General features: G+C 63.7%; 13 protein-coding genes. 5 read left to right on the forward strand and 8 right to left on the reverse strand.

The features are described 5' to 3' along the window. Positions 1-197: 197 nt before the first annotated feature. Together cysK and OU999_00665 are read right to left on the reverse strand one after the other, a co-directional pair. Complete coding sequence (gene cysK, locus OU999_00660) at positions 198-1,115, reverse strand: cysteine synthase A (GenBank protein WAC23741.1); 918 nt, start codon at positions 1,113-1,115, stop codon at positions 198-200. Beyond that, positions 1,112-2,425 (reverse strand): MFS transporter, encoded by a 1,314-nt coding sequence (locus OU999_00665; GenBank protein WAC23742.1) that lies wholly within the window; start codon positions 2,423-2,425, stop codon positions 1,112-1,114. The genes cysK and OU999_00665 overlap by 4 nt, the downstream gene beginning before the upstream one ends. 202 nt (positions 2,426-2,627) lie before the next feature. On the opposite strand from OU999_00665, the gene OU999_00670 reads away from it, so the two are divergent. After that, positions 2,628-4,367, forward strand: a complete 1,740-nt coding sequence (locus tag OU999_00670; protein ID WAC23743.1) for a DUF885 domain-containing protein — start codon at positions 2,628-2,630, stop codon at positions 4,365-4,367. Positions 4,368-4,371: 4 nt separating this feature from the next. On the opposite strand, the gene OU999_00675 is transcribed toward OU999_00670, so the two are convergent. After that, positions 4,372-4,713, reverse strand: a complete 342-nt coding sequence (locus OU999_00675; GenBank protein WAC23744.1) for a DUF2282 domain-containing protein — start codon at positions 4,711-4,713, stop codon at positions 4,372-4,374. 140 nt (positions 4,714-4,853) lie between these two features. Between OU999_00675 and tgt the strand changes: the two genes are divergently transcribed. Beyond that, positions 4,854-5,996: a tRNA guanosine(34) transglycosylase Tgt gene (tgt, locus tag OU999_00680; GenBank protein WAC23745.1), complete on the forward strand. Its 1,143-nt coding sequence runs from the start codon at positions 4,854-4,856 to the stop codon at positions 5,994-5,996. Positions 5,997-6,098: 102 nt separating this feature from the next. Here tgt and OU999_00685 read toward each other — a convergent pair whose 3' ends face one another. Together OU999_00685 and OU999_00690 are read right to left on the reverse strand one after the other, a co-directional pair. Then, positions 6,099-7,694: a sensor histidine kinase gene (locus tag OU999_00685; GenBank protein ID WAC23746.1), complete on the reverse strand. Its 1,596-nt coding sequence runs from the start codon at positions 7,692-7,694 to the stop codon at positions 6,099-6,101. Next, on the reverse strand, positions 7,694-7,951 hold the full coding sequence (locus tag OU999_00690) for a NepR family anti-sigma factor (GenBank protein WAC23747.1): 258 nt from the start codon (positions 7,949-7,951) through the stop codon (positions 7,694-7,696). Before OU999_00690 ends, OU999_00685 begins: the two co-directional genes overlap by 1 nt. A 249-nt stretch (positions 7,952-8,200) precedes the next feature. Here OU999_00690 and OU999_00695 point away from each other — a divergent pair, with 249 nt between their 5' ends. Both OU999_00695 and OU999_00700 read left to right on the forward strand, forming a co-directional pair. Further along, the gene (locus OU999_00695; protein WAC23748.1) at positions 8,201-9,013 is read left to right on the forward strand and encodes a response regulator; all 813 of its coding nucleotides are present in this window, start codon (positions 8,201-8,203) and stop codon (positions 9,011-9,013) included. 70 nt (positions 9,014-9,083) lie between these two features. Next, positions 9,084-11,189: a S9 family peptidase gene (locus tag OU999_00700; GenBank protein WAC23749.1), complete on the forward strand. Its 2,106-nt coding sequence runs from the start codon at positions 9,084-9,086 to the stop codon at positions 11,187-11,189. 62 nt (positions 11,190-11,251) lie between these two features. Here OU999_00700 and rpsD read toward each other — a convergent pair whose 3' ends face one another. Further along, positions 11,252-11,866 carry a 30S ribosomal protein S4 gene (rpsD, locus tag OU999_00705; protein ID WAC23750.1) on the reverse strand — a complete coding sequence of 205 codons (615 nt, stop codon included), beginning with the start codon at positions 11,864-11,866 and terminating at the stop codon, positions 11,252-11,254. Between the two features lie 226 nt (positions 11,867-12,092). Here rpsD and OU999_00710 point away from each other — a divergent pair, with 226 nt between their 5' ends. Then, the gene (locus tag OU999_00710) at positions 12,093-12,404 is read left to right on the forward strand and encodes a chorismate mutase (protein WAC23751.1); all 312 of its coding nucleotides are present in this window, start codon (positions 12,093-12,095) and stop codon (positions 12,402-12,404) included. Between the two features lie 26 nt (positions 12,405-12,430). Here OU999_00710 and OU999_00715 read toward each other — a convergent pair whose 3' ends face one another. Both OU999_00715 and nrdR read right to left on the reverse strand, forming a co-directional pair. Next, positions 12,431-13,174, reverse strand: a complete 744-nt coding sequence (locus OU999_00715) for an RNA methyltransferase (GenBank protein ID WAC23752.1) — start codon at positions 13,172-13,174, stop codon at positions 12,431-12,433. Further along, positions 13,167-13,628 (reverse strand): transcriptional regulator NrdR, encoded by a 462-nt coding sequence (gene nrdR, locus OU999_00720; GenBank protein ID WAC23753.1) that lies wholly within the window; start codon positions 13,626-13,628, stop codon positions 13,167-13,169. Before nrdR ends, OU999_00715 begins: the two co-directional genes overlap by 8 nt. Positions 13,629-13,641 lie beyond the last annotated feature (13 nt).

The raw sequence follows: 13,641 nt of genomic DNA on the forward strand, positions 1-13,641 counted from the left end.
TATATCCCATTCGCAGCCATAATGGAACGGTCCCGACTCGGGACTTTCAAGTTGCATCCGATCCGGTGTCATCGGGCGATTGCAACGCGATTCACCCTCATCTTGAACGCAGCGTGTGCGCACACACCGACCGCTGGTGCGAATCGCTGCGACTCGCACCAGCCCTGGCCATCGGTCACGCCGGAACGGACAGGCGCTTATTCGGGCAGGAAATCGGGCACCGACAGATAGCGCTCGCCGGTATCATAGTTGAAGCCCAGCACGCGCGATCCGGAGGGCAGGTCGCTCAATTTCTGGGCAATGGCTGCCAAAGTCGCGCCGGAGGAGATGCCGACCAGCATGCCTTCCTCGCTGGCCGAGCGCCGCGCCATCTCCTTGGCATCGGCGGGATCGACCTGGATCACGCCATCGAGCAGCTGCGTGTGCAGGTTGCCGGGGATGAAGCCTGCGCCGATGCCCTGGATCGGGTGCGGGCCGGGCTGGCCGCCGGAAATGACCGGCGAAAGCGTCGGTTCCACCGCATAGACCTTCAGCGACGGCCAATGCCGTTTCAGCTCTTCAGCGCAGCCGGTGATATGGCCGCCCGTACCCACGCCGGTGATCAGCACATCGATCGGTGCATCGGCAAAGTCGTTGAGGATTTCCTGCGCGGTGGTGCGGACATGGACCGATACGTTCGCGGCATTTTCGAACTGCTGCGGCATCCAGGCGCCGGGGGTCTGGTCGATGAGCTCCTGCGCGCGCTCGATGGCGCCCTTCATGCCCTTTTCGCGCGGGGTCAGGTCAAAGGTCGCGCCATAAGCCAGCATCAGCCGCCGCCGCTCGATCGACATGCTTTCGGGCATCACCAGCACGAGCTTGTAGCCCTTTACCGCCGCGACCATCGCCAGGCCCACCCCGGTATTGCCCGATGTCGGCTCGATAATCGTGCCGCCGGGCTTGAGCGAACCGTCCGCCTCTGCCGCCTCGATCATGGCGAGCGCGATGCGGTCCTTGATCGATCCGCCGGGATTGGACCGTTCGGACTTGATCCACACCTGCGCGTCGCCGAACAGGCGGTTGATGCGGACATGCGGCGTCTTGCCGATGGTTTCGAGGATATTGGCTGCGATCATGTCGATGTCTCTCCTGCAGAGGGCGCCTGTGCCTTGGGCGCGTTCGATGGGGAATGGGCTTCTTCCTCGGCAGGATCGAAGCTGCGCGCCGCGCCGATCTGGGGAAAGATCCGCGACCAGAGCGCTGTAATCACTATAGCACCGCCCCCGCCCGCCACAACCGCTGCCACCGGGCCGATCAGCCAGGCCAGCATGCCGGAAAACGCATCGCCCAGCTCGTTCGATGCGGAGACGGTGAGCAACGACACCGCAGAAACGCGGCCGCGCTTGTCATCGGGCGTGTTGAGCTGGATCAGCGACTGGCGGACATAGACGCTGAACATGTCCGCCGCGCCTGCGACGAACAGGCAGGCCATCGAGACGGCCAGAATGCGGCTGAACCCGAAAACCACCGTCACCAGCCCGAACAGCAGCACGCTGATCAGCATCTTGTTGCCGACATTCGCGCGGATCGGGCGGAAGGAGAAGATCAGCGCCACCAATGCGGCACCCGCAGCCGGCGACGCGGCGAGCAGCGACAGGCCCTGTTCGCCGACCTTCAGGATGTCGCGGGCAAAGACCGGCAGCAGCGCGGTCGATCCGGCCAGGAACACCGCGAACAGGTCCAGCGTGATGACGCCCAGCACCAGCTTGTTCTGCCCGACATAGGCCATGCCGTCGATGATCTGCGCGATCGGGCCCTTGCCCTTGTCCATGATCGTGCGCGGCACCGGCCCGACGGTCAGCATCGCCAGCCCTGCCAGCGCATAGAGCGTGGCGCTGACGATATAGGGCAGGTCGGCGCGGATCGCGTAGAGCGGTCCTGCCATGGCCGGGCCCACCAGCATGCCCGACTGCCAGGCGATCGACGACAGTGCGATGGCGGTCGGCAGCGAGGCCTTGGGCACCAGGTTCGGCGCAAGCGCGCTGAGCGACGGGCCCAGAAACGCGCGCGCAGTGCCCAGCATCGCGGCGATGATGTACAGGATCGGCAGGCTGATCAGGCCATGCGCGGTGGTCCAGGCCAGGATCGCGGCAATGCCCGCCTGGCAGAACAGCACCACGCGCGCGACCAGGCGGCGGTCCATACGGTCCGCGATCCAGCCGACCAGCGGGGTCAGCACGAACAGCGGCGCAAACTGCAGCAGCCCGATCATCCCCAGCCGCGCCGAGCTGGCGGCGATGTCCATGGTCTCGCGCGCGATGTTATAGGCCTGCCAGCCGACGATCAGCATCATGCAATACAGCGCCAGCATCGAGGCCAGGCGCGTCAGCCAATAGGCGCGGTAATTGGCGATGGTGAACGGGTGAGGGGCGGCCGCAGAATCCATGGGCGAGCGGTAGGCCAGCCCAGACCATGCGGCAAGCAAGATGAACTTGTACCCCCCGTGCTGCGGATGGTGTGCGCCTGCAACAAAATGGCCCTTCCCAAGCGCGTGGCGAGGTGCCAGCTAGGGCGGAGAGCTGAAAATCCTGCCTCCCCGCAAGCAAAGGGATTCTCGGTATCGAGCCCGATAACAAAGAGGTCGCTTCATGCATCTTGCCAAACGCATCCTTGCCGCCCTCTCGCTGGCGACGCTGGCCGTCTCGTGCAGCGGCGGCGCGCCGTCCGACCCGGCAGAGAAGGGCACCGGGATCGATACTGGCAGCGCGTGGGGCAAGTTTCTGGACGGCTTTCTGACCGGCTATTTCCCGCGCAATCCCGACTTCGCCGTCTATCAGGGGCGGCACGAATTTGACGGCAAGCTGCCCGACTGGTCCGAAGAAGGGCTGGCGGACCAGATCGCCTTTCTGGAAAAGACGCTCGCCGATGCCCAGGCGATGGATGCCGCCAAGCTTGACGACGCGCAGAAGTTCGAGCGCGACTATCTGGTCGCGGTGGTAAAGGGCAAATTGTTCTGGCTGAAACAGGCCGATTGGCCGCACCGCAACCCAGCCTTCTATACCGGCACGCTGGACCCGTCGGTCTATGTGACGCGCCCCTATGCCGATGCTGCGACGCGGGCCAAGGCGTTCATTGCCTATGCCAAGGCGGTGCCCAAGGCAGCCGAGCAGATCAGGGCCAATCTGAAATCCCCGCTCGATCCCTATGCGATCGACTATGGCGTCAATGCCTTTGGCGGCTATGCCACCTTCTTCACCGGCGATGCCCGCGCCGCCTTTGCCGATGTGAAGGACGACGCTGTCAAGCAGGAGCTTGAGGCCGCCACCGCCGAGGCGAGCAAGGCAATGCAGGGCCTGGCAGACTGGCTGAAGGCGGAAAAGGCGACCGCCAAGACCGGCTATGCGCTGGGGCCGGAGCTGTTTTCGCAGATGCTGGTCGCGACCGAAATGGTCGACCTGCCGCTGTCCGAGTTGAAGGCGATCGGCGAGGCGGATCTCAAGCGCAACCAGCAGGCGCTCGCCACGGCCTGCGCGCAGTTTGCGCCCGGGGCATCGATGCCCGATTGCATGGCCAAGCTGGCGCTCGACAAGCCCAAGGACGGCCCGGTGGCCGAGGCACGGCGGCAATTGCCGGATCTGCGCGCCTTTCTGGTGGACAAGGATCTGGTGTCGATCCCCGGCACCGAAGAAGCCAAGGTGGAGGAGTCGCCGCCCTATAATCGGCAGAATTCCGCTTATATCGATATTCCGGGCCCGTATGAGAAAGGCCTGCCTTCGGTCTATTACATCTCCCCGCCCGATCCGTCATGGGCGCCGGCGGTGCAGGCCGAGTATATCCCGCCGAAAAAGGATCTGCTGTTCACCAGCGTGCATGAGGTCTGGCCCGGCCATTTCCTCAACTTCCTTCACGCGAACCGCGCCAAGTCGTTCTTCGGGCGGCTTTTTGTCGGCTATGCCTATGCCGAGGGCTGGGCGCATTATACCGAGGAAATGATGTGGGAGGCAGGGCTCGGCAAGGGCGATCCCGAAGTGCATATCGGCCAGCTCGCCAATGCGCTGCTGCGCAACTGCCGCTATCTCTCCGCCATCGGCCTGCATACCGGCGGGATGAGCGTCGATCAGTCGATCGCGCTGTTCCGCGACCAATGTTATGTCGATGAAGGCAATGCCCGGCAACAGGCGCTGCGCGGCACCTATGATCCGGGCTATCTCAACTATACGCTCGGCAAGCTGATGATCCGCAAGCTGCGCGCCGACTGGACTGCGGGCAAGGGCGGGCGCGAAGCGTGGAAGGCGTTCCACGATTCCTTCCTGTCCTATGGCGGCCCGCCGATCCCGATGGTGCGCGCCGCGATGATGGAGGAAACGGCGCCCAAGGCGGTGTTCTGAGCGATCAGCCCTTCTGCGGCACCGGCGGGTCGTTGTCCGCAACCTCGGTCAGCGATCCGCCCAGCTTCTCGCATTCGCCCGCTTCGGTGAACTTCCAGGCATTGCCCTGATAATCGACATTGGATGTGCCCGCACAGCTCGTGCCCGGCCCGGCGGCGCAGTCATTCTGCTTGGCGAGCGCAATGCCATAGCATTTTTCCTGGGCGGCAAGCTCGGTTGCTGCCTTGTCGATGGCCTTGGAGCTGGTCTGTTCGGCCTCGACCGGCTTTTCGGACGAGCAGGCGGCCAGCGAGGCGGCAGCAATCAGCGCCGAGGCGAGCGCGGTAAGGCGGGGGCTGTGCGACATGACGGGGGCTTTCCTGGTGCGTTGGCTTCTGCGGTATCGCTGACACAGCACTGGCGAATCGTCAAACCCCCTGACCGCTCAAACCCCCTGACCGCTCAAACCTTTGCCCCGCGCGGCCAAAGCCGCTAGAGCGCGCCGCCATGACCGAGACCCCGCCCAGATTCGCCTTTTCGATCACCGCCCGCGACGGCAAGGCTCGGACAGGCGAGCTCGCCATGAAGCGCGGCACCATCCGCACGCCTGCATTCATGCCGGTCGGCACCGCCGCGACCGTCAAGGGCATGAAGCCTGCCGAGGTGCGCGCGCTGGGCGCGGACATCATCCTGGGCAATACTTACCACCTGATGCTGCGCCCCGGCGCGGAGCGGATGGCCCGGTTGGGCGGGCTGCACAGCTTCATGGACTGGCCGCGCCCGATCCTGACCGACAGCGGCGGCTATCAGGTGATGAGCCTGTCAGCGCTGACCAAGGTGACCGAGGACGGCGTTGCCTTTCGCAGCCATCTGGACGGTTCGCGCCATATGCTGAGCCCCGAGCGTTCGATGGAAATCCAGCGCCTGCTGGGATCGGACATCGTGATGGCCTTTGACGAGCTGGTGCCCGCGACGGCAACGCGCGATGTGCAGGCGGCGGCGATGGAACGCTCGATGCGCTGGGCGCGCCGATCGCGCGAGGGCTTTGACAGCGGCACCGAGCATGCGGCGCGCGCGGCGCTGTTCGGCATCCAGCAGGGGTCGCTGGACGAGCAGCTGCGCCGCCAATCCGCCGATGCGCTGCGCGATATCGGCTTTGATGGCTACGCGATCGGCGGCCTGGCGGTGGGCGAAGGGCAGGAGGCGATGTTCGGCGTGCTCGATTATGCGCCGGGCCAGCTGCCAGATGATCGTCCCCGCTATCTGATGGGGGTCGGCAAGCCCGATGATCTGGTCGGCGCGGTCGAGCGCGGGGTCGACATGTTCGATTGCGTGCTGCCGACGCGGTCAGGCCGCAATGGTCAGGCGTTCACCTGGGACGGGCCGATCAATATCCGCAATGCCAGGCATGCCGAAGATCAGGGGCCGCTCGATGAGTCATGCGGCTGCACCGCCTGCACCCGCTTCAGCCGCGCCTATCTGCACCATCTGGTCAAATCGGGCGAGATGCTGGGCGCGATGCTGATGACCGAACATAATCTGCGCTTCTACCAGGACCTGATGGCCGCGATGCGCGCTGCCATCGCCGAGGGGCGGATGACGCAGTTCGGCGACGATTTCCGCGCACGATATTACGCCAAGGGCGGCTGAAGCCGTCATTCCCGCAGAGGCGGAAATCCCGCTTCTGGAATAGGACCGGATGCCACGCGGGTCCCCCGCTTTCGCGGGGGTGACGAGCAATTCGCAAGCAGGCTAAGCCTTGGCGGGAACGAACACCGGCACGGCAATCGCGATGCATTCGAATGCCGTGTCGCGCTCCAGCGGGGCGCGCAGCTGGCGCGCCAGGCCGGTCATCACCCGGTCGATGCCATCAGCCAGCATCGCCTCCAGCGCGGCGTTCGGCCCGAGAGCGGGCGAGGCGACGCGCAGCACGATCTTGGCCGGATCATCGCTCTTGCGCACGGCCGAGATGCGGATCGGCGCTTCGGGCCGGGTCAGGTGGATCAGTTCGAGAATTTCGGTAAGCAGGAACGCGATCGGTACGCCGACATCCTGGCTGACATGGACATTGTCGATATCGATCATGATATCGGGGCCATCGCCGCCATGCGCGTTATCGGCATGCTCGAAGCTGCCCGCCAGTTCGCCGACCAGCGCGCGCAGGTTGATCCCTTCGTTGCGCTCGTTCCCGGCAAAATGGTTGCGATGGACCACCGCGAGCGCATCGACGCGGCGCTGGATCTTGCCATAGGCGAGCTTGGCCGGGTCGGAATCCGCCGTGCGCGCGTGCAGGTTGATCAGGCTGGCGATGATCTGCAGGTTGTTCTTGACCCGGTGATGCACCTCGCGGGTGAGCATCACCTGCTGCTTCAGTCCTTCGTCCAGCGCCTCGCGGTCGACCGCCACCTTCTGGGCCAGTGCGACAAAGCCCTGATCGAGCTCCTCGATCTCGCTGGCGTTGAACGCGGTCTTGTCCATCGGCGCCATCTGTTCGCCGATCTCATACTGGCGGACCTTGCGCTGGAGCAGGGTGAGGGGGCGGATGAGCATGACATTGACCACCAGCCAGCCGATGATCGCGGCCGCCAGCAGCGTGATGAACGGAATGATCTGGGCCAGGAATTCGGGCGGCGACTGTTTGGGGCGGACATAGCGCAGATCGAGGTTCACGCCCGAAATCGTCGTCTGCGCGGTCATCAGCGCGTTCAGCCTGCGCTGCCAATTGGGCGGAATGGCGGTCAGCGGCAGCACATCGTCCGGATTGCGCAGTTCGAACTGCGACAGCGGCACATCGTCCACCGGGTCGGCCAGGGCGAACAGGCTGTCGGCAGAATAGAAGGCTACCGCCCGTGCCACCGATACGCGGCCACGGGTGGCGAAGATCGCGCCCTTGGCAGGCATGGCGAGGGTCACCGCAGGCGCCGTCGCATTCGATCCCACATCGCGCAGCGTGCGCGGTACGGCACCGATCTGACAGGCAGGCGGGCCGCTGTTTGCGGCATAGAGCAGGGCGGCAAAGCGGGTTTGCTGGCTGCCCAGCTGCTCGCGCAGGTTGAGGCAGATCTTGGCGGGGTCTTCGCCCAGCGCAATCTGCGACGCGGCGGCACTGAGGATCGCCATGTCATTCTCGATCGCCGCATTCAGGCGCAGCGCGGCATCATCGACATTCTTCTGGAGAAGCCGGTTGCGTTCCTCGTTCGCGGTATCGGCCAGGCTACGATTGGCGATGACCGATCCCAGAGCGAGCGGCAGAAGCGCGATCGCCAGGATCAGGAACAGTCTGGTGCCGATGGAAAGGCGCGCCATCGGCGCAAGAAAGGGTAGCTGCGCCCGGTCTGTCCTGCGCATTATTTCAACTGCTTGAGCAAATCCAGAAAGTCGTCTGGAATCTCCTCTTCCAGCGTGCGCTGATACACGGACTTGAGCGCATCGCCGATCAGGTGCGATTTGCCGTCATCGCCAGGGCTTGCGTCGCCGGCTGCCGGTTCGGGGGCGGCGGGATCGGGGGTCTTGCTCACAAGATGCGGCTTCGCACCAGAGGCGGGGCGGCCGGCGGCAGCTTTGTCACCCCCGGATTGATCGTCATTGTCACGATGCACGAGCATCCCATCCCGCCTGTTGAAATTCCGTCCCGAAATGGGCTTAGCAAGCCGTCCCAACCCTGCCAAGCCCGCAAAATCGTGCGGGATTGTGCATAAACGTCTCGTTCAAGGAAACAAACTGCGGCGCGGATTGTTCCTTAGCCGAGGTTCGGTTTGTCATCTTTCACATCCGGCATCCCTGACGCCCCCGGTTTTGACACGGGGGGCGGAAGGTCATAGACACGGCGACAGCCGAAAAAGGAGTTTCACTGCATGTCCCTGGGCCAGACGCTCGCTCCCCATCTTCCCCTTTTGCGGCGATACAGCCGGGCGCTTGCCGGCGATCAGCATCACGGCGATGCCTATGTGAAGGCGACGCTTCAGGCGATCATCGCCGCCCCGGATCAGTTCCCGAGCGATGTCGATGCGCGGCTTGGCCTGTACCGCGTTTTCCAGGTGATCTGGGGATCGACGCATGACGAGCGGCACGAGTCCGACAGTTTCGACGCCTATCCCGATGCCGACGACGATTCGCGCCGCCTGCTCGCCGAACAGCGCCTGCGCCGCATTCCGCCGCTGTCGCGCCAGGCGCTGCTGCTGACCGCAATGGAAGGCTTTTCGAACGCCGATACCGCCTATCTGATGGGCCTGGATGACCGCACCGTCTCTGGCCTGGTGAGCGAGGCGCTGAGCGAGATCGACAGCCAGATCAAGGCGCGCGTGCTGATCATCGAGGACGAACCGATCATCGCGATGGATATCGAGACGATCGTGCGCGACCTGGGCCATGACGTGACCGGCATCGCGGTGACCCGCGACGAGGCGGTCGAACAGGCGCGCCGCGACAAGCCCGGCCTGGTCCTTGCTGACATCCAGCTGGCAGACGACAGCTCGGGTATCGATGCGGTGTCCGATATCCTGCGCGAAATCGACGTGCCGGTCATCTTCATCACCGCCTTCCCCGAGCGCCTGCTCACCGGCGAGCGCCCGGAACCGGCGTTCCTGATCACCAAGCCCTTCCACCGCAACACGGTGCGCGCCGCGATCAGCCAGGCGCTGTTCTTCTTCGATCCCGAAACGGTGTAATAGCCAGGATACATCTATTTTGGATGTATTATAGCGCGATGTTAAAAGGCGGGCCGATGGTCCGCCTTTTTTGTATTGGCAATACGATATTGATATTGCCTGTTGTTTGTTATCCCGCCAATTCTACTCCGCAAGTCTAGGGAGTGGATCTGGAATGGGTTTTTCTATCAGGGCGGCGGGCATCATCTTGGGCCTGATGACCGCAACTGCTCAGGCAGCGCTGGCGGCTCAGAGCGAGCAGGCCGCCGGCGCGACGGACATGGCGCAGTTGTTCGGGGCGCGGGAGATGGCCACGAACGCCAGCCTTTCGCCCGATGGCAAGAGGCTGGTCTATCTGTCGCCTACAAGCGGGCAGGGGGTGGCTGTGATGGTCGCTGATCTGGTTCCGACGCCGCAATCGCCGCGCGGGGTGTTCCGGGTCGATGGCAATCCTGAACGCATCGAATCGTGCCACTGGTCGGGTAACGATCGGCTGGTATGCAGGCTTTTCGCATCGATCGAGGTCGATGGCAGGCCGCTTTATGCCTCGCGCCTGATCGCGGTCGATGCCGCAGGGGGCGAGGTGAAGGTCATCAATGTCCTCAAAGGCGGAACGGGCATGCGGCTCGGCGTGGCGCTGAGTGGTGGCAATGTCATCGACTGGAACCCGTCCGAGGATGGCAGCATCATGATGGCGCGCGAATATTTTCCGCAAGAGGCCGTCAGTTCTTCCGGATCGGCCACGATGATTGCCCAGAAGAAATCCGGTTTGGGCGTCGACCTGGTCGATACCCGCACGCTGCGCAGCAAGGCAGTCGAACAGCCCGATGTCGAGGCCAGCGAGTTCATTTCGGACGGCTATGGCCATGTGCGGATCAAGGGCACGACGTCAACGCGGGCCAATGCCGAGATCGGCCTGCGGCGCTATTACTATCGCAAGGCAGACAGCAGGGAATGGTTGCCGCTGAGCACGGTGGACAAGAGCCGGCAGGGCTTTGATCCCTTTGCCGTCGATCCCAAGATCAACGTCGTCTACGGTCTGAACCGCGTGAACGGTCGATTGGCTGCATTCAGCCGTACACTCGATGGTAGCGACGCCGAAACGCTTTTGTTTGCGCATCCCGAGGTCGACGTGAGCGGCTTTGCCCGGATCGGTCGGCGCGGGCGCGTGATCGGCGTGCGCTACACAACCGACGCAGGCCAGATCCACTATATCGATCCCGATGTGCAGAAGATGCTGGCGCAATTGGCAAAGGCCATCCCGCACCTGCCGATCGTCGAGGTGGTCGAATCCAGCGAGGATGAGCGCAAGATGCTGATCTGGGCGGGAAGCGACACCAATGCCGGGCGCTTTTTCCTGTTTGATCGCGACGCCAAGACGCTGGGCAACCTTCTGGCGATGCGGCCGGGGCTTGAGCAGGTGGCGCTCGGCAAGATGCAGTCGATCACCTATCCGGCCCGCGACGGCACCCAGATTCCCGCCTATCTCACCCTGCCGCCCGGCAAGTCCAGCGCGGCCGGGTTGCCCGTCATCGTCATGCCCCATGGTGGACCGGAATCGCGAGATGTCTGGCAGTTTGACTGGCTGCCACAATTCTTTGCGCAGCGTGGCTATGCGGTACTGCAGCCCAATTTCCGGGGATCAGCGGGCTATGGTCAGGGTTGGCTGAAGCGCAACGCATTCCAGGATTGGCAAATCGCCATCGGGGACGTCAACGATGGTGCACACTGGCTGGCCAGGGAAGGAGCCGATGCCAAGCGCATGGCGATCTTCGGATGGTCCTATGGAGGCTATGCGGCGCTGCAATCCAATGTGCTGGAGCCGGACCTGTTCAAGGCGGTCGTTGCCGTCGCACCGGTGACCGATCTCGCCCTGCTGCGCAACAACAGCAATGGTTGGTCGGACTATGCCTATCTGCGCGATTTTCTGGGCGAGGGCAAACATATCAAGGAAGGCTCGCCAGCGCAGAACGCTGCCGCAATCAAGGCACCGGTCCTGATGTTCCACGGCGATATTGATCGCAATGTCGATGTCGGGCATGCCAGGCTGATGGATGAAAAGCTCAAGGATGCCGGGCGCAGTTCCGAGCTGCACATCTACAAGGACCGTGACCATTATCTGGAGGATGGCGAAATTCGCGCCGAAATGCTGCGCACGAGTGCCGCGTTCATCGAAAAGGCGTTTGGCGGATCGTGACCAACAAAAAAGGCGGGCTTTGCGGCCCGCCTTTTTCGTATCTGTTTCGGTGATGAACCGGATCAGCGCGAATAGAATTCGACGACCAGATTGGGTTCCATCTTCACCGGATAGGGCACTTCGTCCAGCGTCGGAATGCGGGTGAAGGTGACCTTGTCGGTGCCGTCGGGCGCGACATAATCGGGGATGTCACGCTCGGCCAGGCCCTGTGCTTCGATGACCAGCGCCATTTCCTGCGCCTTCTTGCCCAGCGACACGACGTCGCCCGGCTTCACCTTGCGCGATGCGATGTTGCACTTCACGCCGTTGACGCGGATGTGGCCGTGGCTGACGATCTGGCGAGCCGAGAAGATGGTCGGCGCGAACTTGGCGCGGTACACGACCATGTCGAGGCGCTGTTCCAGCAGACCGATCAGGTTCTGGCTGGTATCGCCCTTCATACGGCTGGCTTCGGTGTAGTTCTTCTTGAACTGCTTTTCGGTGATTTCACCGTAATAGCCCTTGAGCTTCTGCTTGGCGCGCAGCTGCAGACCGAAGTCCGAAACCTTGCCCTTGCGACGCTGGCCATGCTGGCCGGGACCATATTCGCGCTTGTTGACGGGCGACTTGGGGCGACCCCAAATGTTCTCGCCCATGCGGCGATCAAGCTTGTACTTTGCACTGTTGCGTTTGGACACGGGTCATTCTCCAATTTGCTGCCTGTTGAAAGGCAAGGCCGCTGCCCTGTGCGGCGGCCTTCAAGTCCCGGATTCGCGCCATGGTGCCGGGATATGCCCCATGCGGCCGCTGCTTCACCGGGGTGCAGGGCCAATTGCGAAGCGCGGCCTATGGCGAAGAGGCACGCGAGAGTCAAGGCCGTGCGGCTGGCTCGACAGGCGCTGCAGGCCCGGCTATCCGTGGCCCATGTCAGACACGATCAAATCGCCCGAAGACTGCATGAGCATGATCGACGTGCGCGCAGGCGTTGATGCGCTCGACCGAGAGCTGGTCGAACTGCTCGCCACGCGCTTCGGCTATATGCGCGCCGCCGCCCGGATCAAGCCCGAGCGGGGCATGGTTCGTGACGAGGCGCGCAAGGCGCAAGTCATCGCCCAGGCCAAGGCAGCAGCATTCGAACTGGGCGTGCCCGTGGGGCTGGTGGCGGACTTCTGGGAGCGGCTGGTCGAAGCCTCTATCGCCTATGAAGGTGAACATTGGGAATTGCTGCGGCGCTAGGCCCGGTCCGACCAGGCCTGGCCTGATCAGCTCACCGGCTTGCGGGGCGGTTTGCCGAGCGTGCTCAGCACGCCGCGAAAGGTGCGGACCTCGTTGCTGTTCCATTGCGGCTTGGTGACGAGGTTGCGCAAGGTCCGGCGGCTGACCGCAGCCCGGCTTTCGGGGAAGAAATAGTTCTTCTCCTCCAGCATGCCGCACAGCTGATCGTACATGCCGTCAAGCTCTTCCATCGGCGCGGGCGGGTCGAGATCGACCTGGGGCGGGGAGGCAAGACCCTGGCCGCCGGTCTTGGACCATTCATAGGCGACCAGGATTACGGCCTGGGCGAGGTTCAATGATCCGAATTCGGGATTGATCGGCACGGTCAGGATATCGTGCGCAATCGCGACATCATCGGTTTCCAGCCCCGAGCGTTCGGGACCGAACAGGATCGCGCTGCGCCCCGGCGCGGCCACCATCGCGCGCGCTGCCGCCTCGGGGGTGACGACGGGCTTGGTGACACCGCGCTTGCGCACGGTGGTGGCATAGACGTGATGGCAATCGGCGACGGCCTCTGCGACGCTCTCGAACACCTGCGCGCGTTCCAGCACCAGATCCGCGCCCGAGGCCGCGGGCCCTGCGGACGGATTGGGCCAGCCATCGCGCGGCGCGACCAGGCGCATGTCGGTCAGGCCGAAATTCAGCATCGCCCGCGCCGCCTTGCCGATATTCTCGCCAAGCTGCGGTCGGACCAGGATGAATACAGGCGGCGGAATCACTCCCTCAGGCACCGCCGACATCCTTCACGGTGCTGGCGAATTCCTCGAAATCCTTGGCCTCGCTGAAATCGCGATAGACCGATGCGAAGCGGATATAGGCGACCGAATCGAGCATGCGCAGGCCGTCCATCACCATCCCGCCGATCTCGCGCGAATGGACCTCGTTCTCGCCCGAGGTTTCGATCTGGCGCTGGATGCCGGAGACGAGCTGGTCGATCCGTTCCTGATCGATCCCGCGCTTGCGGCAGGCGACCGCGACCGATTTCTCGATCTTGGCGCGGTTGAAGGGTTCGCGGCGGTTCTCGCTCTTCACCACCATGATGTCGCGCAACTGGATGCGCTCGAACGTGGTGAAGCGCGCGCCGCAGCTTTCGCACTGGCGCCGCCTGCGGATGGCCGCCCCGTCTTCGGTGGGGCGGCTATCCTTGACCTGGCTGTTTTCGTGCGCGCAAAACGGGCATCTCATCGTTCAGCAGACG

Source organism: Blastomonas sp. SL216 (assembly GCA_026625625.1).
In the GTDB taxonomy this organism is placed as follows: domain Bacteria; phylum Pseudomonadota; class Alphaproteobacteria; order Sphingomonadales; family Sphingomonadaceae; genus Blastomonas.